Annotated in this window: 20 protein-coding genes; 5 read left to right on the top strand and 15 right to left on the bottom strand. The window is 43.2% G+C overall.

Annotation, left to right across the window (positions count from 1 at the left end):
• Nucleotides 1–290: 290 nt before the first annotated feature.
• The 12 genes from CBW46_RS22295 to CBW46_RS11745 all read right to left on the bottom strand — a co-directional run bounded on the left by CBW46_RS22295 (nt 291) and on the right by CBW46_RS11745 (nt 14,626).
• The gene (locus CBW46_RS22295) at nt 291–758 is read right to left on the bottom strand and encodes a GtrA family protein (protein WP_089200179.1); all 468 of its coding nucleotides are present in this window, start codon (nt 756–758) and stop codon (nt 291–293) included.
• A complete protein-coding gene (locus CBW46_RS11695; RefSeq protein WP_089200180.1) occupies nt 730–1,689 on the bottom strand; it encodes a glycosyltransferase family 2 protein in 960 nt (319 codons plus the stop codon). The genes CBW46_RS22295 and CBW46_RS11695 overlap by 29 nt, the downstream gene beginning before the upstream one ends.
• The gene (locus CBW46_RS11700; protein ID WP_089200181.1) at nt 1,670–4,498 is read right to left on the bottom strand and encodes a YfhO family protein; all 2,829 of its coding nucleotides are present in this window, start codon (nt 4,496–4,498) and stop codon (nt 1,670–1,672) included. Before CBW46_RS11700 ends, CBW46_RS11695 begins: the two co-directional genes overlap by 20 nt.
• 83 nt (nt 4,499–4,581) lie before the next feature.
• Nucleotides 4,582–5,922 carry a glycosyltransferase family 4 protein gene (locus CBW46_RS11705; protein WP_089200182.1) on the bottom strand — a complete coding sequence of 447 codons (1,341 nt, stop codon included), beginning with the start codon at nt 5,920–5,922 and terminating at the stop codon, nt 4,582–4,584.
• A complete protein-coding gene (locus tag CBW46_RS11710) occupies nt 5,919–6,962 on the bottom strand; it encodes a glycosyltransferase family 4 protein (RefSeq protein WP_089200183.1) in 1,044 nt (347 codons plus the stop codon). Before CBW46_RS11710 ends, CBW46_RS11705 begins: the two co-directional genes overlap by 4 nt.
• Entirely contained in the window at nt 6,959–8,050 is a 1,092-nt protein-coding gene (locus CBW46_RS11715; RefSeq protein ID WP_089200184.1) for a glycosyltransferase, read from the bottom strand. Before CBW46_RS11715 ends, CBW46_RS11710 begins: the two co-directional genes overlap by 4 nt.
• A gap of 38 nt (nt 8,051–8,088) precedes the next feature.
• Nucleotides 8,089–9,588 (bottom strand): class I SAM-dependent methyltransferase, encoded by a 1,500-nt coding sequence (locus tag CBW46_RS11720; RefSeq protein ID WP_089200185.1) that lies wholly within the window; start codon nt 9,586–9,588, stop codon nt 8,089–8,091.
• Nucleotides 9,570–10,811, bottom strand: coding sequence for an ABC transporter ATP-binding protein (locus CBW46_RS11725; RefSeq protein WP_089200186.1), 1,242 nt, complete (start codon nt 10,809–10,811; stop codon nt 9,570–9,572). Before CBW46_RS11725 ends, CBW46_RS11720 begins: the two co-directional genes overlap by 19 nt.
• Nucleotides 10,811–11,605, bottom strand: coding sequence for an ABC transporter permease (locus CBW46_RS11730; RefSeq protein WP_089200187.1), 795 nt, complete (start codon nt 11,603–11,605; stop codon nt 10,811–10,813). Before CBW46_RS11730 ends, CBW46_RS11725 begins: the two co-directional genes overlap by 1 nt.
• Nucleotides 11,602–12,540 carry a GDP-mannose 4,6-dehydratase gene (locus tag CBW46_RS11735; protein WP_089200188.1) on the bottom strand — a complete coding sequence of 313 codons (939 nt, stop codon included), beginning with the start codon at nt 12,538–12,540 and terminating at the stop codon, nt 11,602–11,604. The genes CBW46_RS11730 and CBW46_RS11735 overlap by 4 nt, the downstream gene beginning before the upstream one ends.
• Complete coding sequence (gene gmd, locus CBW46_RS11740) at nt 12,537–13,508, bottom strand: GDP-mannose 4,6-dehydratase (protein WP_089200189.1); 972 nt, start codon at nt 13,506–13,508, stop codon at nt 12,537–12,539. Before gmd ends, CBW46_RS11735 begins: the two co-directional genes overlap by 4 nt.
• Nucleotides 13,509–13,549: 41 nt before the next feature.
• On the bottom strand, nt 13,550–14,626 hold the full coding sequence (locus CBW46_RS11745) for a mannose-1-phosphate guanylyltransferase (protein WP_089200190.1): 1,077 nt from the start codon (nt 14,624–14,626) through the stop codon (nt 13,550–13,552).
• A 301-nt stretch (nt 14,627–14,927) separates the two neighbouring features.
• On the opposite strand from CBW46_RS11745, the gene CBW46_RS11750 reads away from it, so the two are divergent.
• The 5 genes from CBW46_RS11750 to CBW46_RS11770 all read left to right on the top strand — a co-directional run bounded on the left by CBW46_RS11750 (nt 14,928) and on the right by CBW46_RS11770 (nt 22,986).
• The gene (locus CBW46_RS11750; RefSeq protein WP_243633277.1) at nt 14,928–16,427 is read left to right on the top strand and encodes a sugar transferase; all 1,500 of its coding nucleotides are present in this window, start codon (nt 14,928–14,930) and stop codon (nt 16,425–16,427) included.
• A gap of 1 nt (nt 16,428) precedes the next feature.
• Nucleotides 16,429–17,577, top strand: coding sequence for a glycosyltransferase family 4 protein (locus CBW46_RS11755; protein ID WP_089200191.1), 1,149 nt, complete (start codon nt 16,429–16,431; stop codon nt 17,575–17,577).
• A gap of 22 nt (nt 17,578–17,599) precedes the next feature.
• On the top strand, nt 17,600–18,724 hold the full coding sequence (locus CBW46_RS11760; RefSeq protein WP_089200192.1) for a glycosyltransferase: 1,125 nt from the start codon (nt 17,600–17,602) through the stop codon (nt 18,722–18,724).
• Nucleotides 18,717–21,161 carry an O-antigen ligase family protein gene (locus tag CBW46_RS11765; protein ID WP_089200193.1) on the top strand — a complete coding sequence of 815 codons (2,445 nt, stop codon included), beginning with the start codon at nt 18,717–18,719 and terminating at the stop codon, nt 21,159–21,161. The genes CBW46_RS11760 and CBW46_RS11765 overlap by 8 nt, the downstream gene beginning before the upstream one ends.
• Before the next feature lie 166 nt (nt 21,162–21,327).
• Nucleotides 21,328–22,986 carry an S-layer homology domain-containing protein gene (locus tag CBW46_RS11770; protein ID WP_089200194.1) on the top strand — a complete coding sequence of 553 codons (1,659 nt, stop codon included), beginning with the start codon at nt 21,328–21,330 and terminating at the stop codon, nt 22,984–22,986.
• 928 nt (nt 22,987–23,914) lie between these two features.
• On the opposite strand, the gene groL is transcribed toward CBW46_RS11770, so the two are convergent.
• The 3 genes from groL to CBW46_RS11785 all read right to left on the bottom strand — a co-directional run bounded on the left by groL (nt 23,915) and on the right by CBW46_RS11785 (nt 26,722).
• Nucleotides 23,915–25,552, bottom strand: coding sequence for a chaperonin GroEL (gene groL, locus CBW46_RS11775; RefSeq protein WP_089200195.1), 1,638 nt, complete (start codon nt 25,550–25,552; stop codon nt 23,915–23,917).
• A gap of 133 nt (nt 25,553–25,685) precedes the next feature.
• A complete protein-coding gene (gene groES, locus CBW46_RS11780) occupies nt 25,686–25,967 on the bottom strand; it encodes a co-chaperone GroES (RefSeq protein ID WP_089200196.1) in 282 nt (93 codons plus the stop codon).
• 455 nt (nt 25,968–26,422) lie between these two features.
• Nucleotides 26,423–26,722, bottom strand: a complete 300-nt coding sequence (locus CBW46_RS11785) for a twin-arginine translocase TatA/TatE family subunit (RefSeq protein ID WP_207802281.1) — start codon at nt 26,720–26,722, stop codon at nt 26,423–26,425.
• Nucleotides 26,723–26,753 lie beyond the last annotated feature (31 nt).

Raw genomic sequence — 26,753 nt, forward strand, 5'->3', positions numbered from 1 at the left:
GTTCCGCCCACACCCCGATGGGGTCCCATCTGACAAATTTAATTAAGACATACATTACAATTACCAAACACAGCAATTGAATGAACTTTTTTTATAAACTGGTTTCATCAGTGCTATGGCAGGCAGACCAATTAACCAGATGAGGAAATATTGTAGGGATGTGTCCTTTCAGCACAATAAGAATTACAACAGACAATTATTCCATAGAACAGTTTATTTCTAATCCCCTTTTTTGTAAATTTAGAAGCATAATGCAAGGAAACAAAATGTGGAGAGAGTGTACTCTTAGATTATTCAGGCTCTCTCTTCTGAGAGCCAATGGTTTCTTCTGTGTATATGTTCAAGGCTGCATTTTGGGATGGTATTTGCTTTTTGAATGTCCATGCATTGTTTAACACAAAATTCGTAATAGGAATTACCATTGTAACTATCAACTGTGATAGCAAATAGCCCAAATTGAATATACTGATTGACACATGCATTATTAGCACATTTAGCAGTAAGCCAATACATGAGGTGACTAAGTATTTGACAAATTCATTTACCACTCGATTATTGGACTGAAAAGTCCATGTCTTATTTAGATAGTATGATACGATTACTACAATACCAAAGCCCAATGCTGAGCTAAGAACTGGGTCTAAGTAACATAATTCTACGAACCAAATTAAGGAAATAAAATGAATGGCCGTTCCCAGAACTCCCACGATGCCATACTTCAGCATTCTGCTAGTTAGAATATACTTTGGCATTCTCATGCTGCACCCTCTGACTTATCAAATATCTGGGTCTGCCCTTCACCTCATTATAAATAGCCGCTATATATTCTCCCAGCGTGCCCAAGCTGACCATAATAATACTGGCGATAATTAATTGTAACAGAATGACAGTGGTAAAACCGGTAACTGCCGAACCAATAATTTTGTGATGCAAGGTTTGAATCCCCAATATAATTGATGCTAAAAAGGTTATGACACCTATAATGCTAACGATCCTTAATGGGAAAGTGGAGAAAGAAACTACAGCTTGAATGGCTAATTTAGTTAGACTAAATATGCTCCAACTGGTTGATCCTTCCACACGTTCTTCCACGTCGAATTCGATTTGTTCTTTTTGAAAACCAAGCCAGGCTACCATTCCTCTAAAGAATGTATTCCTTTCTGCCATACTGCTCCATGCAAGCAGTACTTTCTTGTCTAGCAGTTTAAAATCTGATGCACCTTCAAGCTTGTAACCTGTTAATTTACTAATAATACCATAAAACAACTTTGCTCCCAGTTTGTTTTTTAGTGTCTCTGTACCACGTTTTCTTTTAACGCATTCAACTATATCAGCGTTACTGGTCTTCCAAGTGGCAATTAGCTGAGGAATCAAATGGGGTGGATGCTGCATATCCGCGTCCATAATAATAACAGCATCCCCATTGGCATTTTCAAGCCCGGCACACAACGCTAATTCCTTCCCAAAGTTTCTGCTTAATCTGATTATTTTTAGATGCCTAATAACTTTGGTTGATAGTAGAAGCTGTTCCCATGTATCATCGGGAGATCCATCATCTACTACTACAATCTCATATTCATCGCAGACACTGGCTATGTGAGAACTGATCAACTGTAGCGAAGTAAAAACATGCTTTCCTTCTTTATAAGCTGGGATGACAATTGAAACTTTATCTGAAATGCGATCCATTGCTATTAAGTCCTTTCGGTTTTTTGTTATAATACACGGTTTGAAAAACAACGTACCCGATGATGCAAAACAAACCGAGCAATAAACAAATCACTCCGATTTTGAATGATACGGGCTCAAATCTCATTTCAATGGTGTGGTTTCCTGCAGGAATATAGACACCTTGTAAAAGATAATCCGTTTCATAAACCTTTGTTTCAATTCCATCAATATATGCTTTCCAACCAGGATAATTCACATTAGAGATTACGACAAAGCTCGGGGAGGCATGATTAGAACGAATCAGTTTGAAATCATTGTCGTCGTCTATCAATTCCAGATTAGAATTCGCAGTAATGATGCCGTCAAACTCTGGTTGTTCACTCAGAAGTGCAGTAGATGCTATATTTAGCGGCTCTCCATTAGGCAGTCTGTTGTTTGTTATAATGTTGAGGATTTCATCTTTACTGTAGTATTGTATGTCGCGAACCGATCGCACCATAGGCAGTGCCATTTTATTTTCATACTGAATAATATTGCTAGTGGCAGACAAATCATGCTTCACCCAGCGAGCGTTGTCGGAAAATAAAGTATCGTTGATGTTAGCTTGGTACGACACTTTTTCAGCCGAGTTAAATAGGCTAATACTGCTTATATCCAGATAAACTTCAGGTATATCATTTATAACAACGCTCATAGATCTGACGGGCTTATCTTTGGTTAACACTTTCACTGTATGATAGTTGTGTCCCAAAAACGTTTCTCCCAGAGTGGCATCCTTAATTTCGAAGGAGTTGTATACTGCAGCTCTACTGTGTTGAACAGCAGTCTTTACATCCGAACGGTCATATGCCCATTCACTGACGTCCTTACCAGCTAACAGTGTCTTTGTTTCCAGATCATCGTCAGCATATACAATATGAATCTTGGCAACCTCGACATTATCCGTCAACCCAACGGAATTGCTCAACCTCGCAATAATTCCGATCTGGTCTGCTCCGAAATTGTTCACGTTAAAAGTTAAAGTCGATACGTTATTTTTACTGAGATGTAAGTTCAATGGAACATCACTAAACTCAAGTTGATCGCCCACCACCGTCTGAGGTGGGTCTGATACATAGATGTATTTTCCAGCGAGTAGATCTATCACTGTGTTATTCCATCGACTTCTGTCAATCGAACCTCGGGTTTCCATGTTAACAAACGAATGGTATGATTTTAATAACAAGGGATTATAGCCGTTCACACTCATTATATTTGACATTTGATTCGTGTTAGGGGTTAGGTTCACATTATGTAAATCCACGCTCTCTGGTATAACAACTCGACTGTGCGGTGAAGCTTGTCCTTCCTTGTGCTCAATTGCCGTGGCTTCCGGTGTAGCGAACCGCCACTCGTAAAACCACCCAAAGCTCGACAAGTCACATATTAAGACCACGATACACAAAACTGCCGCTGCTCCTTGGTTCGGCTTTAACATCAGAAAGACGCCGAGGGACAAAAGAAGAAACAATAGCGGTATTGTAATTGCTATATTAGAAAATGGATCGACGCTGAGCATAACCCCTTTTTCTTTTGCTTTCTCAACTAAATCGTTGTAATTCAGTATAATCGTAGACAGCACAAATGCGACAAAAACTACGTGCCCAAGTAAGATTTTTCGTCGCTGTAAATCGAAATTTAAGATTTTGTGCAGTCCAAACGCGCCTAATACCGAAATGGCAAAGCAAAATTCCAGTAAGTTCCTGGCTGGTGCACGAAATAAATTATATCCGGGCACGTGAAACATGACTTTCGATAGAAATGTAGCGTCACCCAGGCTTAATACGAAAGACACCGCCATGATTACTGCCCAGAACGACAGGAGCTTATTGCGAAAGATTTGTCGACTAAATATAGCTACACTTGCCAGCAACATAGGTAACCAGCCTACGTAGCTAGATATCTCTGTCAGATTCCAACGACCAAAATATCCTGCTCCATATAGATTCTCACCTAAGCCACCAAACAAGTAAGGAAAAAATAAGATAAACACTTGCTTCAGTGGTAGAGAGTACTCATTAAACATACTATAAGTCATAGTTGATCGAACACTAAGACCACTGAGTTCAAATGTAGGGATCAACTGAACACCCGCTATTAATATGCCAGCCATTACGGCAAAACTACTCGTGATGAAGTAAGTCCATTCTACTTTCTTGTGGTGATAAGACAAAAAGCATAGATACAGTGCAGATAACGCTAAGCAATAAAACATGATCTGTGGATGGCCGGCTAGAATAATATTGACAACAGCGAGAGCCGTGATGAGAAACCAGAATCGACTTCCTTTTAATGCCTTCATCTTTTCTAGCCCTAACAAGAGTAGTGGCAACCAGCACGCGGCATGAATCATGTTCACGTGACCAAGATGGGCCATGAAAAACCCACTCATACTGAATGTTATGCCCGCGAAAAGCGAGACAAAAATACTACGAGTTAAGTGAAAGACATAGCCATACATAAAACTGCCGGCAAACACGTATGCGCTGACAATGAACAGATTGAATGACAAGGCATTAAAAAGAAGCCTTGGCATGTACCACATCATAGCTTGTGGATCAGCGAACTGTGGAAAACCTGAGAACAAATACATATTCCAAAGATCTAAATTCCAAGTAAACGCCGGAATCGACTGGATAAAACTATCGCCAGGCGATAGATACCGGTTAGAAAAAAGTACTGGTGAAAAAAAAGCTGTAAACAATAGTGAATAAAACGCTAATATGAATATAGAATGTTTCACACCGTTAAATGAAATACTTTTGCTTTGCCATGCAATATTTTTCAAAACAAGCCGCCTGCCTTCGTAAAACTTCGTATTTAATCTGCCGCAGTACGTGCACTACACGCCCTGGCCCCCTTCACACGAGCTCATTCACCACGAGTTTTTATCACCGAATAAATCAGTTCGGAAACATCTTTCACGTAAAAACTTTCTTCCTGTACTCCCATGCCATTCAGGGCGAGTGCTGCTTCATCGCAGATTGCATTAAACAATCTTTCTTTCTGGCGACGGTGTTGTAACTCCCCTAAATATGCCACAATGTTGCGAGCAATCTTACGAGGATCCAACTCGGAGTCAGCGTAGGCTTGAATCGCTGTACTGTAAGATTCACGTAGTTCTGCATTGCCAATTAAGCGCTCTAATTGATGCCGGATGTTAGCAACTTCATTTTCATCCAACGGTATTTTAATCACGCATTTATCGGACAGCTCCCGGAACCATCCTATATCCGTCACTAAAGCAACCTTTCCAAGTAACAGAGCACGAATTAAGCTAGCCGAGGTTTCCCCCATATATGGGTACCTTAAATTCACGATTATATCCGATACCGCAATCAATTCATCGAACTCTTCGATAGTTGTGAAACCAGTGAAGATGACCTTATCTTGCAGCCGATGTTTTTTTAACAGCGGCTTGACGTAATCACCTTCTCCCACTAACAAATACTTATAATTCGTAATTGGTAATTGAGACAGGGCTTCCACAACTTGATGAATTCGTTTTGACGAGGAAACATATCCAAACGAAGCTATTAGTATATCGTCATCGGAGATATTATACTTCTGTCGCAGCTCCCTTTTTCTGTCGGCATTAACGTTAATATTGTCAGCATTCGGGCCAATTTGAGATATCACTCGGCAATTAGCATTTGGATTAATTTTCAAAACTTCGTTTCGTGCGTACTCGGAATGGACAATGATCCCTCTGGCATGATCGATCAGACGCTTATTTAGAGGGAGCTTCTCCGGAAATTTATATTGTAAAGGAGGCAATGAATCATGCAGGATTCTTAATCCTTCCGCATAACCACCATCTCCATGGTTCATCATGAGCTCATCTAGATAAAGCTCGGAATCATGGAGGAGATCTAAATAATACCCTGTGATCAAATAATAGAGCACGTATTCATGTAAAATGACCACGCCATTATACTTCAAGAACACATCATAGATGTGACTATGATAATATGGATTATTCCCAATGTTATAAATGATTTCATCATAATTATTTAGCAGGGTAAGATGTTCTGGATTATTGACATAGTCGTATATCCTAAATTTATTTGTGATATGTTCACTAGATAAATCGAATCCATCCACCCATAGATCGACTTCCGCAAAAGAGCTCAACGCCTCCACCAAGTATACTGAATAATCGGAGATGCCGCTTTTTTGAGGAGGAAATGGGCTAAAATACGCTATTTTCATTGCAGCAACCTCTCAATAACGTGATCCCAGTCGATTTTCAACTTATGCATTAAGTCCAATCCATTGCGGCCAAATTCCTTTGCCATATGTTTATTCGCGTACAAAGAATCAATCTTAGCGGCAAGTGATTCAGGGTTAGCTTCAACCACATAGCCATTGACGTCGTCCTGCACAAATTCAAGGGGCCCACCAGAATCCGTATGAGTTATCACCGGCTTACCCGAGAAAAAACCCTCCAAGGTCACGTAACCATAATCTTCCTCAAACGGTCCATTATACACCACGCAAGCGTTAGCATAATATTGAATCTTCTCTTCTTCGTTGATACGGCCTAATAACCTGACCTTGGCTTGCAGATTGTTTTGTTCAATAATTCTGTTAAGAGACGCTGTATACTCTTTCTCCCCAGTGCCCGCCAATAAAAGCTTGACATCAGTCTTCGTGTATTTCATGGCCTCAATTATTAAATGTTGTCTCTTTATTTCATTCAATCTGCTAGGATAAAACACATAGTCGCCAAAGTCATTGGAATGCAATTTGTCATAGTCGCTTGGTGGATGATACAATGGCAACGCGTTTATGTTATTGAATTTCAACAACCGATTAGCTACGGTTTTTGAGTTGGCAAATATATGTTTGCTCTCTCGTAAAAATGTATTGTCCGCGTTTGTAATTATTTCTCTGACTTCATGACCATTTGGCATGTGCTCCAAATCGCCGAACTCAGTCCCCCATAACTCGTATGCTTGTCTGTGTTGATGCAGCACCCATGCCACCTTATTGGGATGCTTTACACAATACATGGGAAATTTTAAGGCAATAAGACGATCAATTGTCTTTCCGTTTACCTCGGATAAATCTAATAGACGCGCAGCCATAATACCATCTACAATCGTTTTCGCCGGATACCATTTAAATGGGATTGTAATAATATCCGCCTCGTAGCCCCTCTTCTCTAATTGGGCTCTTAAATTTTCAGCATGATATTCTGCCCCACCACGTATGAATGGAACTTGAACACTGGCTATAGCAATCTTCAAGATAATGTGCCTCCTGAGACTTTGTCGATGAATTGGAAAAAGCGTTGTGCTAGAATTTCATTTGTAAATCTCGAATAGTAGTTCTCTCTGCCCTTTTCTATCAGATAACTAGACGTCTCTTTATCCGTAGCAACCTCATGTATAGCGCTAGCTATTAAATCCTCGTCGAATTCAGAGAATAGAAGCTGCTCTTGACCTAAGGTCTCGCCTATTGCGGTGCTCTCACATGCAACTACCGGCAATCCATGGTATTGGCACTCAATAAGAGGGACACAGAAACCCTCATGTTCACTCACACAGAGAAACAAATCACAGCCCAATATGTAAGATTTCAAGGTTTCAATTGGGACTTTTTGAGTGAAGATAACATTATCCTGTAGCCCCCACTTATAGATGTAGTTTTGCAATTCTTCGTTGTATTTTGAGATTTCATTATCAAAGCCACCGACGATCCAGAATACAAAATTATTGCCAAATAGCTCCTTATACGCTCTCGCTACTTTACAAATTCTTTTGTGCCCCTTGTTACTGGCAACTCTCCCGATGAACAGAACATTGACCATCGAAGTTCTAATCAGTGTACTCAGTACATTTTGGTTCGCCGGCACGTCATCCATATGCTCAATTTTATGAAATGGTGCGACCACGTCGGTGGATGCCACATCTACCCCATACCCCAGGATCTCTAAGTTATTATAATTAGAGGCCGATAACCAATAGAAATTGTAATTCTCAGCTAAACGCTGAGTTTGTAATCTCCCAGCCTCCGTAATTTGAACATATTTCTTGCTGTATCCCTTGAAAAACTTTGTAGGCGTAATGTTGTGATATCTCACCACTATCTGACAACTCGCCTGTTGTAATACTGTTTCTCCAAATTCCCAATGAATGCTGTGATGATAGATAACGATGTTATTCTTGACCTTTATCTTCTTGCGTAATGAGGTTGCGTCAATTGTGCGATATTTGGGATCAGCCAGATTGTATTCGCAAAAAACGGCCACGCTAACATTCATTTTATCAAAAACATCGTACATTCCTTGAATATCGTGACCAATAGCATCGCCGTCAGCAAAAGTCTGATGCATCAAAATTATCTCCACAGTCTAGCACCTCTCGTCCGATCTCACTTGTAAGCGCAAATCGCATAATCCTGATAGCCATACAGCAAACCATTAAGATCATTCAATGATTCATTGAATCGACCTAAATCGATGCCCTCAATTTCAAGATGGGGCACACCTTTATCTGGAACGGGTGACAGGTATTTTACTTCTACTTGGCTGTAGCTAGACCCTTGGAAGATAAATTTAAGAGTCACTGGGTGCACGGGTTTAATGTGGGTCGGATCCATATAGAACCAATTTGACATGGCGTAAACACTTTGTACGTTGATGGTTTCTACCACAAACAGACCGCCTGGCTTCAGCACCCTATATACAGAATTAATGAGCTGCATTGCCTGATCTGAGGTTAAGTGCTCAATCACTTGCGCCATGAAGACTCCATCTAATGAATTTTCCTCGAGCGTCTCTAGGTACTCCATGGCATCAATGAGTTCGACGTCGAATCCTCGTTCCTGGCAATAGCCGACCATATCACTATTTATATCGATGCCCTTCACTGTGACGTTATATTCCTTCTGTAGCAGCTCAATGAATTCACCTCTACCACACCCAATGTCAAGAATATGCGTTCGGTTAGCAAAGAGTGGCAGATAATCTCTCTGTCTTTCCATAATTGCAGTTCTCGCGCCTCTGAACTTCTGTTCAAAAAGAAAATAGTCTATATCAACACGGCTGTCCTTTGGCTCAACAGCGTTGCTGACAAGCGCAGGCATTTTCACTGGTTCAGCGGAGTTATGCGCTGGTCGCGCCTTCACAATGGCTGACTTCTTAATTCTCGCGTTGAGCAGCATTATCAAATCGTCGAGCTTTTCGACATTCTTGTTCACATTTTCAATTTCTGACGTCAGTTTACTGCTCAACGTATCAACGTTCCGCTGCACGTTTGCCTCCATCTGCTCAAATTTCTCGTGGTGCACAAAATTATTGGATAAATTCAGTGCGGCGTCCAGCTTTTCATTTAAACGTCCAATGTTCTGCTCTAATTTTTCCTGGGTAATTAATATATTGTTAATTATTGTATTGTCAATAATTTGATCCTTTTCTTCCGAGAACACTTTTTTTATCTTGTTCAATATATCGGTGTCTAACTCGCTCGAAAATTTACTGCTCTGTTCGTTTACGTATTCTATGTCTTTAGTCAATTCTGCCAAAATGTCACGCACATTATTCAACGATCTAGTCACGCTGCCATTAAAATTACTTTGTTTATCAAAAGCGGGATTGATGTACCATCTCAGCAATTTCCTCACGAGCTTCTTGCCGAAAACGATAAATCGCCCAAGCGTTGGACGATGGGATGTGATAGGATGCTCAGCGGAAACATTCCAATTCCTATTATTCTGCTCTATTTCGCTGAGTAACCGCATATATTTCATGTCATAATTTTGATTCAAAGGTGGCCGTTGTGGTTCTATCGATTTCCGATTCTTTTTTGCAACATCCATTGTGGATTTTATGCGGGTCATTATCTCTTCGATGGTTATGGGCTGCTCGGACATGACACAACCTCCCTTTCTAAATGAACAGATGAATCCAAATACACGACGCCAACGAACGAGCTTTCCGCTCCCGAGATAACTTGGAAGGTTGCTGCTTGCTCTAGCCAGTCATAGTTCTTATCTAGATGGTGATAACTGTCATGCACTGCGGCAGTGATACTGTATGTTCCTGTCCCAATATTCAACTTTTGCGAAAAGATCACCGTGTAAGTGGTGTCCTTTTCAAATTTATCGAGATCATAATTTAAATGAAAAGTGTTGGTGCCGAATACCTCATTGCCTAAGCGATCCTTAATTACGAAGCCGACAGTGGGATGCAATATTTCCTTGTTAGCTCTTACCGTGATTTTGATATCCAGATGTTCAGCGACCTGCAATGCATTGATCTTAGCACCATTTGATTCTAGTGATACCTCTTCTATCTCAATATCCTTGTTTCCTGATCTGACGGCCTTCTTATTGTTCAAACCGATGCTCTCCGCAATTTGTGCGTCAGCTTCACGCTTTGCGATAATCGCGTTATAATAATCCATTACTTCATCGGGCAGTCCATCTTTTATTAATTGGCCATTGTCCAATAATATAGCTCTATCACATAGATTTTTCACCGCTATTGGATCATGAGAGACAAAGAGAAGCGATGTGCCATGCATCCTAAAAGTCCGGATTCGATTGAAGCACTTATGCTGGAAATATGCGTCCCCAACCGATAATGCTTCATCCACAATCAGTATATCTGGTCGCACTGCTGTCACGGTCGCGAATGCCAATCTGACCCCCATACCGCTTGAGTACGTCCTTAGCGGTTGATGGATGTAATCACCAATTTCAGCAAAATCTATGATGTCAGGCAACACGGTAGTAATCTCTTGATTGTTCAAACCCATTAGCTGTCCTAGCATGTAAATGTTTTCTACGCCAGTGAAATCAGGATGGAAGCCTAGTCCGAGCTCAAGCAAGGCGGACACTCTACCGTTGATCTCCATACTTCCCTGAGATGGCTTAGTCGTGCCGGTCAGAATTTTTAGCAGCGTACTTTTCCCAGCGCCGTTATGGCCGATAATGCCCATCGATTCCCCTTTTTCCATCTGAAACGAGATGTCCTGTAACACCCATTTCTCTTCGTGCCTTTTGACTCTGGATATCCATTCAGCCAATCGCGAAAGATTGGTCGAGTAGCGTTTATATCTTTTTCCCACGTTTTGGACGTTTATAATTGGCACTATAACTCATCCACCATTTCTGTATCTAACTTTTTGAAAATAAAATAACCAATGGATAACAGCACAACACTGACACACGCTAGAAACCACAGTGAGCTCCAATTATTCCAATCGCCGTTTATAATAAGTGACTGATAACCTTGAAACACCGGCAATAGAATGTTCCAATCAAAATAAGTTTTAAATTTGTCCGGCACTATCTCAACCGTATAGACTATTGGCGTTAACCAACTCCAAAACTGCAACACAATAGCAAATGAGTGGCCGATATCTCTAAAGAACACGTTTAGTGTGGCGAGAATGATTCCTAGTCCGACAGCAAATATCTGTTGAATGACTAATAACGGAATTATCTGCAATATAGAGATCCCCGGGAATTCTCCAACTATGAGAAGGTATACCATGAAAATACCGTAAATGATAAGGAAGTTGATCAACGTGGACGTTAAGATGTATACAGGTAATGATGTCCTTGGAAAACTCACCTTTTTCATTATTCCGCTTTGTTCGAGAAATACATTTTGCATCCGCATGATAGTTTCGGAAAACAGCTGCCAAGGCAAGAGTCCAGCACATAAATATATACTGTAAGCTAAAGTATCATTGGAATTCGGTAACTTCGCACCCATCACTTGAGAAAAAATTACCGTGTACACAAAAATCAGCGCTATCGGATGCAGAACGGCCCATATTGAACCAAACGCAGAATTCAGGTATCTAGTTTTAAAATCGCGTTTGACAAGTCCAAATATAAATCCTTTGTAGTGCCACAAAGCCTGTATGATATTAATCACCTCTGTGCGTGTTCCTTACTCCAACGATCATGCAAAATGTCAGCTAACGAGGCCGCTACTCCAATCTGCGGCGCCCATCCCGTGGCAGATGTAATCTTATCATTATTGCCCACCAGGATTGGCACATCGGAGGGGCGCATTTTCTCGGGATCTCTCTGAATATTTATTTTTACATTGGAAATATCGATCAGTGTTTTTAGAATGTCCGCCATTTTGATGCCCACTCCGGAACAAACATTGAAAATCTCGCCAGTGCTACTACTGAACAACAATCTCTCATAAGCCTTGACAATGTCCCGCACGTCCGTAAAGTCCCGGATCGACTCGAGATTTCCCACGTGTATCACCGGTTGCCTTTTACCTAATTGTATCTGTGCAATCTGTTGAGCAAAGTCCTGTGTGACAAAACCCAAGCTTTGCCCCGGTCCAATGTGATTGAACGTTCTAGTGTGAACGATATCCAAACAGTAAGCTTTCGCGTATTGCATACAGATAAGCCCGCTGGACAGTTTGCTTACACCATAAGGGCTCATGGGTCTGGTGAAATACATTTCATCTATCTGTGTATCTTTTTGGTCAACGCAGCCATACTCCTCAGATGATCCGACCGACAGCACCCTGCAATCGGGTGAGAATTTCAGAATCGCGTCTAGAAGATTAATCGTTCCCGACAAATTTATGTCGAAGGTTTGTTGCTTGAATTTCCAAGAATGTTGAACTGAACTCTGCCCAGCGAGATGTATGATATGAGTAGGTTTGACCTGCTGAATCACTGCTTGCACGTTTGATGTGTTCGTCAGGTCTAAGTAAAAATGATTGGCTTGCTCAGGCCTGGAGTGTGAAGTGGATGATACTTGATATCCAAGGTCTCGCAGTAGATTCACCATGTACGTACCTACAAAGCCAGTGCCACCGGTGACTAACATCCGAGTCATCGCGCCTGACCCTGCAGCTTTTTCAAATCACTTTCAACCATCATAGTAACAAGTTGCTCGAAACCAACTTCCAGCTTCCAACCCAATTTATTTTTCGCCTTGGAGCAGTCGCCAAGCAGCAGATCAACCTCAGCGGGACGTACAAATTTGGGATCAACCACCACATGATCCTGCCAATTCAATCCAACATGACCAAACGCGATTTCCACCAACTCTTGTACGGTATGCGTTTCCCCGGTCGCAATCACATAGTCATCAGCCTCCTCTTGTTGCAGCATTAGATACATAGCTTTAACATAGTCGCCTGCGAATCCCCAATCTCTCTTTGCATCCAAATTGCCCATGCGCAGCTCTTTTTGAATACCAAGCTTAATGCGAGCTGCTGCGTCGGTCACTTTACGCGTAACGAACTCAACCCCGCGCCGGGGGGACTCATGATTGAACAAGATACCTGAGCAGGCGAACATATCAAAGCTTTCACGGTAATTCACCGTGAGCCAGTGGCCGTAGACTTTGGCGACGCCATACGGACTTCTTGGATAGAAAGGAGTAGTTTCCTTCTGGGGGGTTTCCACAACTTTACCGAACATTTCGCTGCTCGATGCTTGATAAAATTTAGCTGCAGGCTTTGTAAGTTTTACCGCTTCAAGCATGTTTGTTACACCAATGCCGGTTACTTGACCTGTCAGCACTGGTTGAACCCATGATGTTCCAACAAAAGATTGTGCGGCTAAATTATACACTTCATCCGGATTAGACACTTTCACTGCGTTTATTAATGATCCTTGGTCAAGCAGGTCACCATCGATAAATTCGATCTCGTGTTTTATGTGTTCAACATTTTCCATAACAGGCACGCTAGTTCTTCTGCGTAAGCCATACACCTTATATCCTTTAGAAAGAAGTAATTCCGCTAAGTACGACCCATCTTGCCCGGTCACACCTGTGATTAAAGCTGATTTGGACATGATTTTACTTGCTCCTCACCGTTGATGAATAATAGGCACTTCTACAAATAATGGTCCAGTTTTTGCATTCTAAGCTCTTTCAGCAGCAACTTAACTTCCTGCGCCTTTTCCTTCGTGCAAATTAAAGTTACGTCTTCTGTATCTACGATAATTAGATCTTTAACGCCAAGTGTCGCAATCAATTTGCCGTCACTCTCGATGATGCACCGCTTCGTATCAAGGTTCAGTATGTTGCCCTTAATGACATTGCCATGCTCATCTCGCTCGTTTATTCGGTCAAGCGCCGTCCAACTTCCCACATCATCCCAGCCAAATATACATGGTATCACGTAGATATTTGACACTTTCTCCATAATGCCGTAGTCGATCGACTGATCGGGCATTTTGTGAAATTCCGCCCGAATTACTTCGTTGCGCCCCGAGGTTTGAAAAGCAGCTCGCATTGTTTGCAGCAGATCATGCATCTCCGGCATTAATTCATGAATATAATTACGAATAACTGATGTTTTCCACACAAAAATTCCACTATTCCAGAAGAAATTACCGGCCTCCAGGTACGATTGCGCGGTGTCTTGATCTGGTTTCTCAACGAACTTGCTCACCTTGTGAACTTCTAAACCATTAATCGCACTGACCTGGTTCGTGCTCTCGATGTAGCCATAGCCGGTTTCCGGGTATGTAGGTTTAATGCCCAACGTCACTAAGTTGCTGTTGTCTTGCGCGACTTCCACCGCTGTTTGCAAAATCTTGATAAACCCTTCTTCGTTTTGAATAATGTGGTCAGACGGCAAAACCACCATGGTACTATCTGGATACTTCTCTTCGATAATTAGAGAGGCCAGACCAACACAAGGCGCAGTATTTCTTCCAATTGGTTCAATGATTATGTTTTCTAAGGGCAAGAGTGGAAGCTGTGCCCGAATTAATTCCGCATACAGTTCGTTGGTAACGATAAATATTCTTGAAATATCTATCAGTTTTTCCAACCTTGCAATTGTCTGTTGTATCATTGATTTATTGCCGGAAATGTTCAGAAACTGCTTGGGTAAATTAGTTCTGCTTTTAGGCCAAAATCTTTCGCCTTTCCCCCCCGCCATAATAACCGCGGTAATGGTCATTGCAACCCCTCCAAATATCGACATAAAACGATATGCTATAAATTAACTATAACATTATAGCTTAACAATTTACGACAAGGCAATCACTTGTGGAATTTCTGTTTAATTATTCTAAGTATAGCAGTATACTGACTATTGTGGTAAAAAAATCACGCAAGAACACGTTACTTACGGGTGACATAGCATACACGGCCTGCATCCGCCTCAATGTTGGTAATAAATGCAATGGCATCGCTTGCTTTACTCCAATGCTTAAGAATAAAATTAAGTAACATAGAGTCGACTCTTGGAGGTAATTGTTTTGAATTATCAATATGCTTCTGTTCAAGCCAAAAAGGAACACTATATACCTACCCTAGAAATTAACAAAAAGATTCAAATGAAAAGAAATTATTCCAGTCTCCTGGCTGTATCCTTTTTGTTTTTTGAAGTGCTAGCGGTAAGTGTGGTCTTCTTTTTATTATACGATTACCGAATAACACAGGAGTTTAACCGCGACATCACGTTTTGGAACATCGACTCGCCCCGTTTCTCGAATTATATGGTGTTTTTTTTGATATCCTCCGTTATTTATACCATTTTGGTGTATCGCTATCAGCTTTACCGTTTTAGAGCGAGCTCGGGTTTGGCGGATGAACTTTATAAAGTGATACAGGCGTTTTCGTTTGCAATAGTACTTACCATAGGAATCAGCTTTCTACTTAAATATACCGACTTTTCAAGACTTGTGGTCGTGAGTTACTGGAGTCTGGCCATTTGCGCTGCCTGCACAATTAGAGGACTGAAGAGAATGGTATATATCCAACTGGCTAAGCGTGGGGCATTGAGCAAAAATGTTGTAATTATCGGCGCCGGGAAATTTGGAAAAGCATTAATGGAAGAACTGACAAACTACAGCTATCTCGGATATCACATTGTCGGTTTTGTGGATGATCACGAGCGAAATGATGTTCATCATAACAAGTATTTAGGCCCCATCTCGAACTTACGTGAGGTATTGAAAAACTCTCTTGTGGAAGAAATCATCATCACCATTCCATCGGAAAGAGACTTAGTTAATAGATTAATCACGGATTTAAGAAAATTGGATATTAACATAAAGATTGTCCCCGATTTGTATAATCTGGTCATGAGCACTGTTCAGATCGGAAACATTAATTCTCTGCCTGTTGTCACGCTAGTGAAAACCCCCATGCGGGGCTTAGGGCTAGTGACTAAAAGATTCATTGATATATTAGCTTCAGCATTAGCTATAATATTGGTCGCGCCTGTTTTTCTGATGACAGCAGTTGCCATAAAACTGGATTCCAAGGGTGGAATCATTTATAAGCAACAACGAATCGGCAAAAACGGCAAACCATTCTACATGTATAAATTTCGATCCATGGTGTCGAATGCTGATAGCTTGCTTACACAGCTCGAATCACACAACGAAGCAGATGGTATCGCTTTTAAAATGAAAGACGACCCCAGGGTGACCACAGTAGGACGGTTCATAAGAAAATATTCGATCGATGAATTACCACAGCTGTTCAATGTTCTGATAGGCAATATGAGCTTGGTGGGACCCAGGCCTCCACTGCCGAACGAGGTAGAGCACTATGGGGATTGGGAATGGAGAAGACTGGAGGTTCTTCCCGGAATCACTGGTTTATGGCAGGTAAGCGGGCGCAGTGACCTCTCCTTTAACCAATGGATGCATCTCGATATCTATTACATAGAAAATTGGAGTATCGCGTTCGATATTAAGATCTTGCTTAAAACGATACCTGTCGTTTTAAAAGGGGAAGGAGCTTATTAATTTGAAGATATTCTTAGATGCTCAGCCCTTGTTAGGTCCACGGTCAGGGATTGCGCGCTATGTAGAATGCCTTGGAAAGCAGCTGTCATATGATCCCGAATTGCGCGTTCATCTGGCTTTCAACCGAATAGCAAAAAGTGTGCGCGAAAATCACGTTTTAACACTAGAACGTGATTTTCAACTTCAATTAAGAAATAATGTGTATCCTTACAAGGTAATCAGGAGATTATGCAAACCTAACTTGTTGTACCATATTCCATATGATATAGCCGCTTCGAACAACGCGGACATCTTTCACGGCACTAATTTTACCTTCACACCTATCAGAAAGGGCAAAAGCATTATCACCATACATGATCTGGCGTACATGAGATACCCTGAATCAACAAGCGAACTAATCCTAAAACACCATAGTAAGTGGGTGCCTTACAGTGCGCAGCAAAGTGACCGCATCATCGCTGATTCGCAACAAACAAAGCGTGACATAGTTGAACTTCTGCATGTCCCGGAGGATAAAGTTGATGTGGTGTATCTTGCAGCGGATGAGCAATTTCAATATATTGCCGATCGCGCACCTATACTCACCAAGTATAATCTGCCAGAGCAATACATTTTATTTGTTGGTACGGTCGAGCCGAGAAAGAACTTAGTCGGGTTGCTGAAATCTTTTCTACTGTTAAAAAAAGAATACGGCTCACTGCATAAACTCGTTATAGTAGGTGCAAAAGGGTGGAAATTTACACCGATCTTTGATTGGGTAAAAGAAAACGATTTAACCCATGATGTAGTGTTCACCGGTTTTATCGACGATGAAGATCTTCCCGCTATTTACAGCGGGGCCACCGTGGTAGTGATGCCATCGATTTATGAGGGTTTTGGTCTGCCGCTCCTGGAGGCCATGCAGTGTGGGACGCCGGTGATTGGCTCTAATGTTTCGTCCATTCCGGAAATCATAGGAGATTCGGGTTTACTGATCCCTCCGAATGATCACTCCGCCTGGGCCAACGCAATGCATAATGTGATTTCTGATTTATCGTTACGGACGCATTACTCTGAGATGGCTCTACTTCGCGCCTCGCAATTCACATGGCAAAATACTGCCGCAGAAACTAAAAAAGTATACGAAAAAACACTGGGTTCTTCCCATTGAACCAGTGGAAAGAGGTATGCCGATGAAAGTAGCACTCGTGCACGACTATTTGAACCAGTACGGAGGGGCCGAGCGTGTGTTGGAATGCTTCATGGATTTATTTCCGGAGGCGCCGGTCTACACTATCATCTCGGACTTATCCAAAATGCCTGAACGTTTTCGCCAGGCGAAAATACATAATTCCTTTGTGCAGAATATTCCTTTCTCAAGGACACAGTATAAGAAAATGCTGGGCTTGTTTCCCCTGGCCGTGGAACAGTTTGACTTACGTGGATACGACCTCATCCTGAGCTCCTCGAGCGCCTTTGCTAAGGGCATTCTGACAAATCCATCGCAGCTCCATATTTGCTACTGTCACACACCAATGCGGTACGTATGGGATCTTTACCATCAGTACATGGAGGAGATATCCAATCCGCTGTTCAAGAAAGTTCTGCCGTTCATTTTGCATCGGATCCGGAATTGGGACCAGATAAGTTCCCACAGGGTTGATCATTACATCTCCAACTCACATAACGTCTCTCGCCGAATCAGTAAATACTACAAACGAGAAAGTCATGTGATACATCCGCCGGTAGCGGTGGACCGTTTTCAACCAACGGATCAAGAGGAAGATTATTTCTTGATTGTGTCCCGCTTAATTCCATACAAGAGAATAGATTTAGTGATTGAGGTGTTTAATAGATTAAAGCTGCCTTTGGTCATTATCGGCGATGGCTATGATCGCGATCGTCTTAAAAAACTTGCCGGTCCTACCGTTACTATGCTTGGTTATCAGTCAGATGAAACTATTACCGAATACTATGCCAAATGCAAAGCTTTTATATTAGCTGGCGAGGAAGACTTCGGCATCACGCCGCTTGAGGCACAGGCAAATGGCAAGCCTGTTATTGCGTTTGGAAAGGGCGGCGCGCTCGAAACGGTCGTGGAGGGTAAGACCGGGGTATTTTTCCATGAGCATTCAATTGCTTCGTTGGCGGAGGCGGTGGAACATTTTCATACCCTTTACTTTGACCCGCAATTTATACGCCGGCACGCAGATCAATTTAACGAAAGAAGGTTCAAGCAACAAATCTCGAATTTTATCATTGCTGCGTTAGATCAAAAAGGCGATACAGTAAAACAAAAGGAGTACAGCTATGTATAAAAAGGATTTAGCGAATGAAGAAAGGAACTCGATTTTATTTTGGCTGCTGACAGGTTTTGTCACCTTGTTTCTTTTCTGGGCTCCGTTTCAAAAAGCGCTATTTAACGGAAATACATTTGAATTCGAACGTAACATATATACTTCACTGGTGTGGGGCTTCATTGCGCTGGTGGTAGCGTCATTATATTTATTTTATCATTGGAAGCTGCAAGATCATCGAGATCTTCTGAGTATATTGGTTTGGCTGCTGCCGTTAACTTATCTGATATCAAAAATCTCGGCAGCGTCCCAATACTATGCTACGAATATGCTATACATACAAATATTGTACGCTGTGTTTTTTATTCTGGGGATTTATTTATGCAGAGGCAGTATTGGAAACCGCATCATTTCTAACGGTCTAATGCTGTCTGGGTACGTAGTTGTATGGTTTGGTTTGTTCAACTGGCTAGGCTATAAGGAGGGCTCGGCACGAGCCATACAATGGTTCGTGGATCTGCCCGGCCAATTGGAATACCGGGATGCCGTGATGTCCGCCGATGGCCAGCTGCGTCTCACATCGACTTTTCAATATGCTAACTCATATGCGGCATTTCTGATTGCGATGTTGCTTGGGGCCGTCTATCTTGTGGTGACGCGAAAAAGGCCGCACAGCATTCTCATCCATGGGTTTATGTTGGTTCCGATTATAATTTCATTCCTGCTCACGCTATCGCGGGGCGGACTGGTCGTGCTGCCTGTCGTGATGCTTTTGCTCTTGCCATTTATGAAGTTAACCCGCCAAATTTTCATGTTCGTTCATTTGGGCGTCGCCGCAATTATATCTCTGCTAATCTTGGGAAAGATCACCGCGATCGGAGAGCAGTTTCACAAGCTTCAGGATCTATCATCCGCTTCGACCGGGCTATGGATCCTGATCGGATCATCAGCAGCTTGTGCAGTGATCATCTGGCTGCTGCAAAAATACGTGTTTAACACTGTACAAGGCTTTGTAGAATCGAAATTAAAAATGCGTTACGCGAACTTTTTACTGCCGGCAGCCGCTTTGGTTTTAGGTAGTCTCGGTCTATTCCTGCTGTTTGGTAATACGGGCGTTACGAACTTATTACCGGAATCTATAAAACAGCGTATTGAGAACATCAACTTTGCCCAGCACAGTGTGTTGGAACGAGGAACGTTCTATAAAGACGCCATGAAATTATTCAGCGACTATCCAGTGACTGGCGCAGGTGGTGGTGCCTGGGCGGCACTTTATGAAAAATACCAGAATAACCCTTACGTCAGCAGACAAGCCCATAACTTTTTCATACAGTATCTGGTTGAAACAGGCGTGGTCGGTATTTTAATACTGATCGGCTTCTTGGTCTATGTGTTCGGTTTATACATTCGGAATAAGCTGAGTGAGGATGAGAATACGCCTGATCGACATCTGTTCTTCATTATAGCTATTTCGATCCTTGTTCACAGTGTCATCGATTTTGACTTGAGCTATGTATTTCTGGGGACTCTCGTGTTTCTCAGCTTAGGCGCGATGGTTTCTCATACTAAATTTCCACTCAGCTTCTCGGCTATCAAAGATGAAGAGAAGGGCTATCTACACAAAACTTACCCTGCGGTATTATTGGTTGTGTCCCTCGTGATGTTCTTCATTTCAGCCAAAAATTTAAGTGCCAACAGCGAGTTTTTGGCCGCAAACCAGGCTGCGCGCAGCCAGGGTTCACTGAATGAGATATTTGCACCGTTAAACAGCGCATTGAGTACCCGTGACAGTCATCCGGACTACGCTTTGCTGAAAATGCAGATCTTGGCTCAGGTATACGAGCAAAATCAGGATGAGCAGGCTTACAAGGAGTTATTGCAATTGATCAACAAAACGAAAGCAAGCGAACCGCATAATCGTAATCTGCTTGAAATGGAATTTCATGCTTACGCAATGAAAGGCGAGCTGGAAAAAGCCTCCGACCTGATCAACGCAAATATAAATAATTTCCCTTGGGACATCACTCTGTATGAACGAAGTATCGAGCTGGATTTGCAGCTGTCGGAAAAGGCGAGAGCAGCCAGTAATACGGCTTTACAACGACAATATTGGGATCACGCCTTCACCATGCATGATACCATTACGAACCAAATGAAAAAGCTGGAAAGCCTGCCGAAAGAGCAGATTGCAGGCCGTGCGTTTCACGTCACTAACAATATATCCTTGAATTTAGGGCAAATCGAGTACATTCGCGGGAATTATGAATCTGCGATAAATTTCTTCAAAATCAATCTATCCGATAAATTTGAGGATCCCGTCAGTCGTGATGCTGCCAGATGGTATCTTGCGGCACTGCAAAAGCAAAATAAAACCGACCAACCTCTGTTCGATGAATTAGTAGCAGCCGACCCTACAGAACGCAACGAAATTAATAAGCTGGTAAACGCAACTTTTTAAACTGATTGGCGTTCTAACTTATGGATGGATTTGTTGTTACAAAAAGCTACCAATGTAGGCAAATAGGTGGTAAAATAAACTCTGTCTATTTTTAGGTGCATTTGCTTATTTTAACAAAGGCCACGGCCTTGTTATAGAACTCGCGCTAAAAAGGAGGTGAAAACAAATGGCGAATGAAAATAATACCCTTTCTTCAAACAGAGATAGTAATAGGAGGAGAAATACTTTGTTAAATCGTGCAATCGTTAAGAAAATTTCCGCAATGCTTTCATTAATGCTCATCGTAGCAATTATGGTGCCTGTTCTGGCATTCGCAGCTACCGGTTTCTCGAACCTGACCTATAGCAGAAACGGCAACGTATCAGGTTCTGTTTACCACGACACATACAATCAAGGAGAGACAGTTAAGCTACACTTCTTTGCTCCTGATAAGCAACACATCAGCAGTGTTGATGCTGTTTATAGCACTACTTACGATGCTGCTAAAGGTACATTCTATAACTTTAGCGCTAACCTTTCTAGTGCTTACAACCATGTAACAGTGCAGTCTGTGGTTTATGATGCATCTGGAGAAGTAGTTGAGTCTGTGTACCAAGACGTATACCGTGACAGCCGTCGTGGCGGCGGTGGCGGTGGCGGTGGCGGTGGCTGGCTCGGAGGCAGCGTTGATGGATCCACTATTAACGTAGGTGCCGACGGTTCCGTCAATGCTTTCACGCTGACTAACCTGCTTGCAAACGGCGATGTGACTTTGAAGCTTTCCGGTGAATTCGTTAACATCCCAGCTTCTGCATTGGTTGACGCTGCTAGCAGAACAATCACTGTTACTAACGACAACGGTTCTTATGTTCTTCCAGTATCTCTTTTTGATCTGAATGCTTTGGCAACAGCTCTTGATGTAGAAGTGGATGACATGAACATCAAAGTTTCCATCGCAGACGTATCCAGTGAAACAGCTGACGACGTGAAAGCCGCTATCTCCGCGGTTGGCGGTACACAGGTTGCAGAAGCTGTTGACTTCAATGTTGTAGCTACAGCCGCTAATGGAGAGACTGCAGCGGTTGACTTCGGTAAAACTTATGTTTCTCGCTCTTTGAATGCTTCTAAATCCGTTGATTCCAAGACAACAACAGGCGTTCTGTACGATGCAACTACTAAGAAAGTAACTTTCGTTCCTTCCACATTCTCAACGACTGATGATGCTACTGTAGCTACGTTGAAGCGTAACGGCAACAGCGTTTACACTGTTGTTGAGTCCAACAAAAGCTTTGCAGACGTTGCTTCTCACTGGTCCCAAGCCGATGTTGAGCTTCTTGCAAACAAATTGGTTGTAGAAGGTTCTTCCGACACAACTTTCGAGCCGGAGCGTAACATCAACCGTGCTGAGTTTGCTGCGTTGGTTGTCCGTTCCCTTGGTTTGACTCCTGTAACTTCTGCTACAACAGACTTTAAAGACGTTAGCTCCAGCGCTTGGTATGCAAGCACTGTAGCAACTGCTACTTACGCTGGTATTATTGATGGTTATGAAGACAACACATTCCGTCCTGATGCTCAAATCACTCGTGAAGAATTGGCTGCTATGGTCATTCGCGCTATGAATTATGCAGACATCGCTACGAATGTTGCTAACCCTCAATCCGTATTGAGCAAGTTCACGGATGCTAACAAAATCGTTTGGGCAGAAAAAGAAATCGCTGCTGCAGTTAACGCTGGTATCATCGAAGGCATGACTGATACTACTATCGGTTCCGCTGAGAAAGCTACTCGCGCACAATCTACAACCATGTTGAAGCGTTTCTTGGGCCTGGCAAACTTCATTAACTAATCATTAATGAGGAAGGGACTCGATACTTCGGTATCGAGTCTTTTTTTTATGGGCTGCGTTCGTTGGTTTCGAATAGTTTCATCACACACAGTTGTTTGATAAAACAACAGCGTCGCGGGAGGTTCGCACCTCCTGACCGAGGCCGGCAATGCGATCGATGCCTTGTCGCCACATCAGCCAATTGCGTACGTTAGTCCTTCCTACGGCACGTGTGAGAAAGAGTTTCTGTTTTCACCGGTGTCGGTGTGCACCGCAAACTCTTAAAGCACTGGCAACGCGTTAATGATACCAATACACTGTGAATCAGTACGTTGCGTGCTCTCTCCGGGCGTGGTGATGTGTGCACGTCACAGCTGCAAATTTTTTCGAATAAGAGCACTATAGTATGCCGTCCACAACTCTAGTCTAGTAAAAATTCAAAACAGGCGAATCCATCACGAGCTGGATTGATCGATCGATACGCCTGTTTTATTTTATTCGGCACAAGGAACCTGCCCATACTTTATCCCCAATATCTGTTTGGATAGGCCCAACATCCGAGCGGCATGACCCAATGCCGCTCGCATGGTCGCAACTGTGCTGAATCCAGGGTGCGTTAGCCAATAGGAGGTTTTATTGCCAAATGTTAGAAAAATGTTTCACTGGGTGGGTCACTAGCTCCGAGTTGTGCGAGGAATTGAGTGGGTGCGTGGGGGAGATTTCTACGTATTTCCGCGGCGCAGCACTATGCACGGTTGCGGTGGCCGTCACATAACAACAATATGAAGAAAAGGCCTCCCACCAGTTCAAAGAAACTGATGAAAGACCTTCTCTTGTAGAATGGTTTCTGTGAAAAAAGCGGACATTTTTGTGCTTAGCGATAAGCAAAAGCACGAACATGCGCTGTATCCACTAGAACCCTTTAAATACCTAGGCTTTCTGATGTTTATTACATCATGCCGCCCATTCCGCCCATGCCACCCATGCCGCCCATGTCAGGCATGCCTGGTTTCTCTTTTTCCGGCTTGTCGGCGATCACGCCTTCGGTTGTCAGGAACATAGCTGCGACGGATGCTGCGTTTTGCAGTGCAGAACGAGTCACTTTTGCAGGGTCAACGATACCTGCTTCGAACATGTTAACCCACTCGCCTGTAGCTGCGTTGTAACCAATGCCCACAGATTCCTTTTTCAGGCGCTCAACGATAACAGATCCTTCTTGACCAGCGTTAGCCGCGATCGTGCGTACAGGCTCTTCCAGAGCGCGTAGAACGATGTTCACACCAGTTTGCTCATCGCCGGTACCTTCAACTTTGGATACTGCAGCGTATACGTTGATCAGTGCTGTACCACCACCGGATACGATACCTTCTTCAACAGCAGCGCGAGTTGCATTCAGAGCATCTTCGATACGCAGTTTGCGTTCTTTCAACTCAGTCTCGGTAGCTGCACCAACTTTGATTACCGCTACGCCGCCGGACAATTTAGCAAGACGCTCTTGCAGCTTCTCTCTATCGAAATCGGAAGTTGTTTCTTCCAACTGAGTACGGATTTGGGAAATGCGTGCACCGATATCTTTCGCATCGCCAGCGCCGTCAACGATGATCGTGTTTTCTTTAGTTACACGAACTTGACGAGCGGAACCCAATTGATCAGGAGTTGTGGCCTTCAAGTCAAGACCCAATTCCTCAGTAATCACTTGACCGCCAGTCAATGCAGCGATATCCTGCAGCATAGCTTTACGACGGTCTCCGAAGCCTGGTGCCTTAACAGCTACGCAAGTAAACGTACCGCGAAGTCTGTTCACAACCAGAGTTGCCAACGCTTCACCTTCAACGTCCTCAGCAATGATAACAAGCGGTTTACCTTGCTGTACTACTTTCTCAAGCACAGGCAGGATCTCTTGAATGTTGCCGATTTTCTTGTCTGTGATCAAGATGTATGGATTTTCCAATACAGCTTCCATTTTGTCTGTATCAGTAATCATGTAAGGGGAGATATATCCACGGTCGAACTGCATGCCCTCAACCACTTCAAGCTCAGTTGCGAAGCCTTTGGACTCCTCAACGGTGATAACGCCGTCTTTGCCCACTTTTTCCATAGCTTCAGCGATCAATTCGCCTACTTCTTCGTCAGCTGCGGAGATTGCCGCTACTTGAGCGATGGACTGCTTGCCTTCGATGGTCTTGGAGATGTTTTGCAACTCTGATACTGCGGCTTTCACCGCTTTGTCGATACCTCTGCGGATAACCATTGGGTTAGCGCCTGCGGTTACGTTTTTCAAGCCTTCGCGGATCATAGCTTGAGCCAAAACAGTGGCGGTAGTTGTGCCATCACCGGCAACATCGTTGGTTTTCGTAGCTACTTCTTTAACGAGCTGCGCGCCCATGTTCTCGAACGCATCTTCCAATTCGATTTCTTTAGCGATGGTCACACCGTCGTTAGTGATCAATGGGCTGCCGAACTTTTTCTCAAGAACGACGTTGCGGCCTTTTGGTCCCAAAGTTACTTTAACGGCATTTGTAAGCGCGTCAACACCACGAAGCATCGCGCGACGAGCGTCTTCACTAAATTTAATTTCTTTTGCCATGTGTGATACCCTCCCGAAAAAAATGTGTATTTAGAAGCGTGTCCTTCATATTTCCGTAAGTATATACTGCGCTAATGACCACATTAGCAGCTGATTATCTTGTCTTAAGTAAGTCTTAAGCAGGCTCCACGAATTAGGCTAAAACGGCAAGAATGTCGTTTTCACGCAAAATCAGAAGCTCACGGCCATCGTATTTCACTTCAGTGCCGGCATATTTGGAGAAAATGATACGGTCGCCTTCCTTAACTTCAAGCGGAGTGCGTTCGCCGTCCTTCAAAGAACCGCTACCTACTGCGATGACTTTACCTTCTTGCGGCTTTTCTTTGGCAGTGTCAGGCAGGACAATACCGCTTGCAGTCGTTTCCTCCTTAGCAATAGCTTCAATGACAACGCGATCACCTAACGGTTTGATCATGAGAATATAGCCTCCTTTGAGATATGGTTCTGAATTTCCCTGTTAGCACTCTAACATGATAAGTGCTAACAACACTTATTATGATAATCAGTTTGGAGATATTTTGCAAGTGCTTTTACCGATTTTTCATACCCCAATCATTTTACCCATGCAATGGTAAATTATTCAATCCTAATCCATATGAAAAAACCTGCCTCTGCGGCGAAACAATAGCCGCAAAAACAGGTTATATTGGACATACTCCTCAGCGGGACAATACCGGCACGGGCACGCGCAACGAAGTGGCTCGGGCTTGGGGACGCTTTTTGGTGAACCAGCGTACACTGCCCGTGTCGCCATCATCTGCCGACAGGTCTCACATGCTGCAAGAAGCAGCAGCAAGGCGCAGCCGATCGCGGCCGCTGATCCCGCCTCTGAGGCCATACGAGACCTGATACAGAAGCCCGTATGAAAATTTATTCCGGCAGCCTACGCAAGTCTTCCCGCTTGTCGCGAGATGAGGGTGTCTGCTGAAGCTGGGCCGGCACTGCGTGATCAGTCTGGACAGGAGCAGTGATCAGCTCGGACACGGGATCCGGCACTGGGCGCTGCATCGCATCTTGTCGCACGTCCTGCGGTGCTGCGGCATGCGCATCCTCCATCAAACCCTGCGCACCTTTCTTGAATTCACTTAGCGTACGCCCAAGGGTCCGTCCCAGTTCCGGCAATTTGGTCGGCCCGAATAAAAATAACGCCACGATCGCAATGAGTATGATTTCACCTGCACTAAACACTGCCGTCAACTCC

It is taken from the genome of Paenibacillus xerothermodurans (assembly GCF_002220865.2).
Lineage (GTDB): Bacteria > Bacillota > Bacilli > Paenibacillales > NBRC-103111 > Paenibacillus_S > Paenibacillus_S xerothermodurans.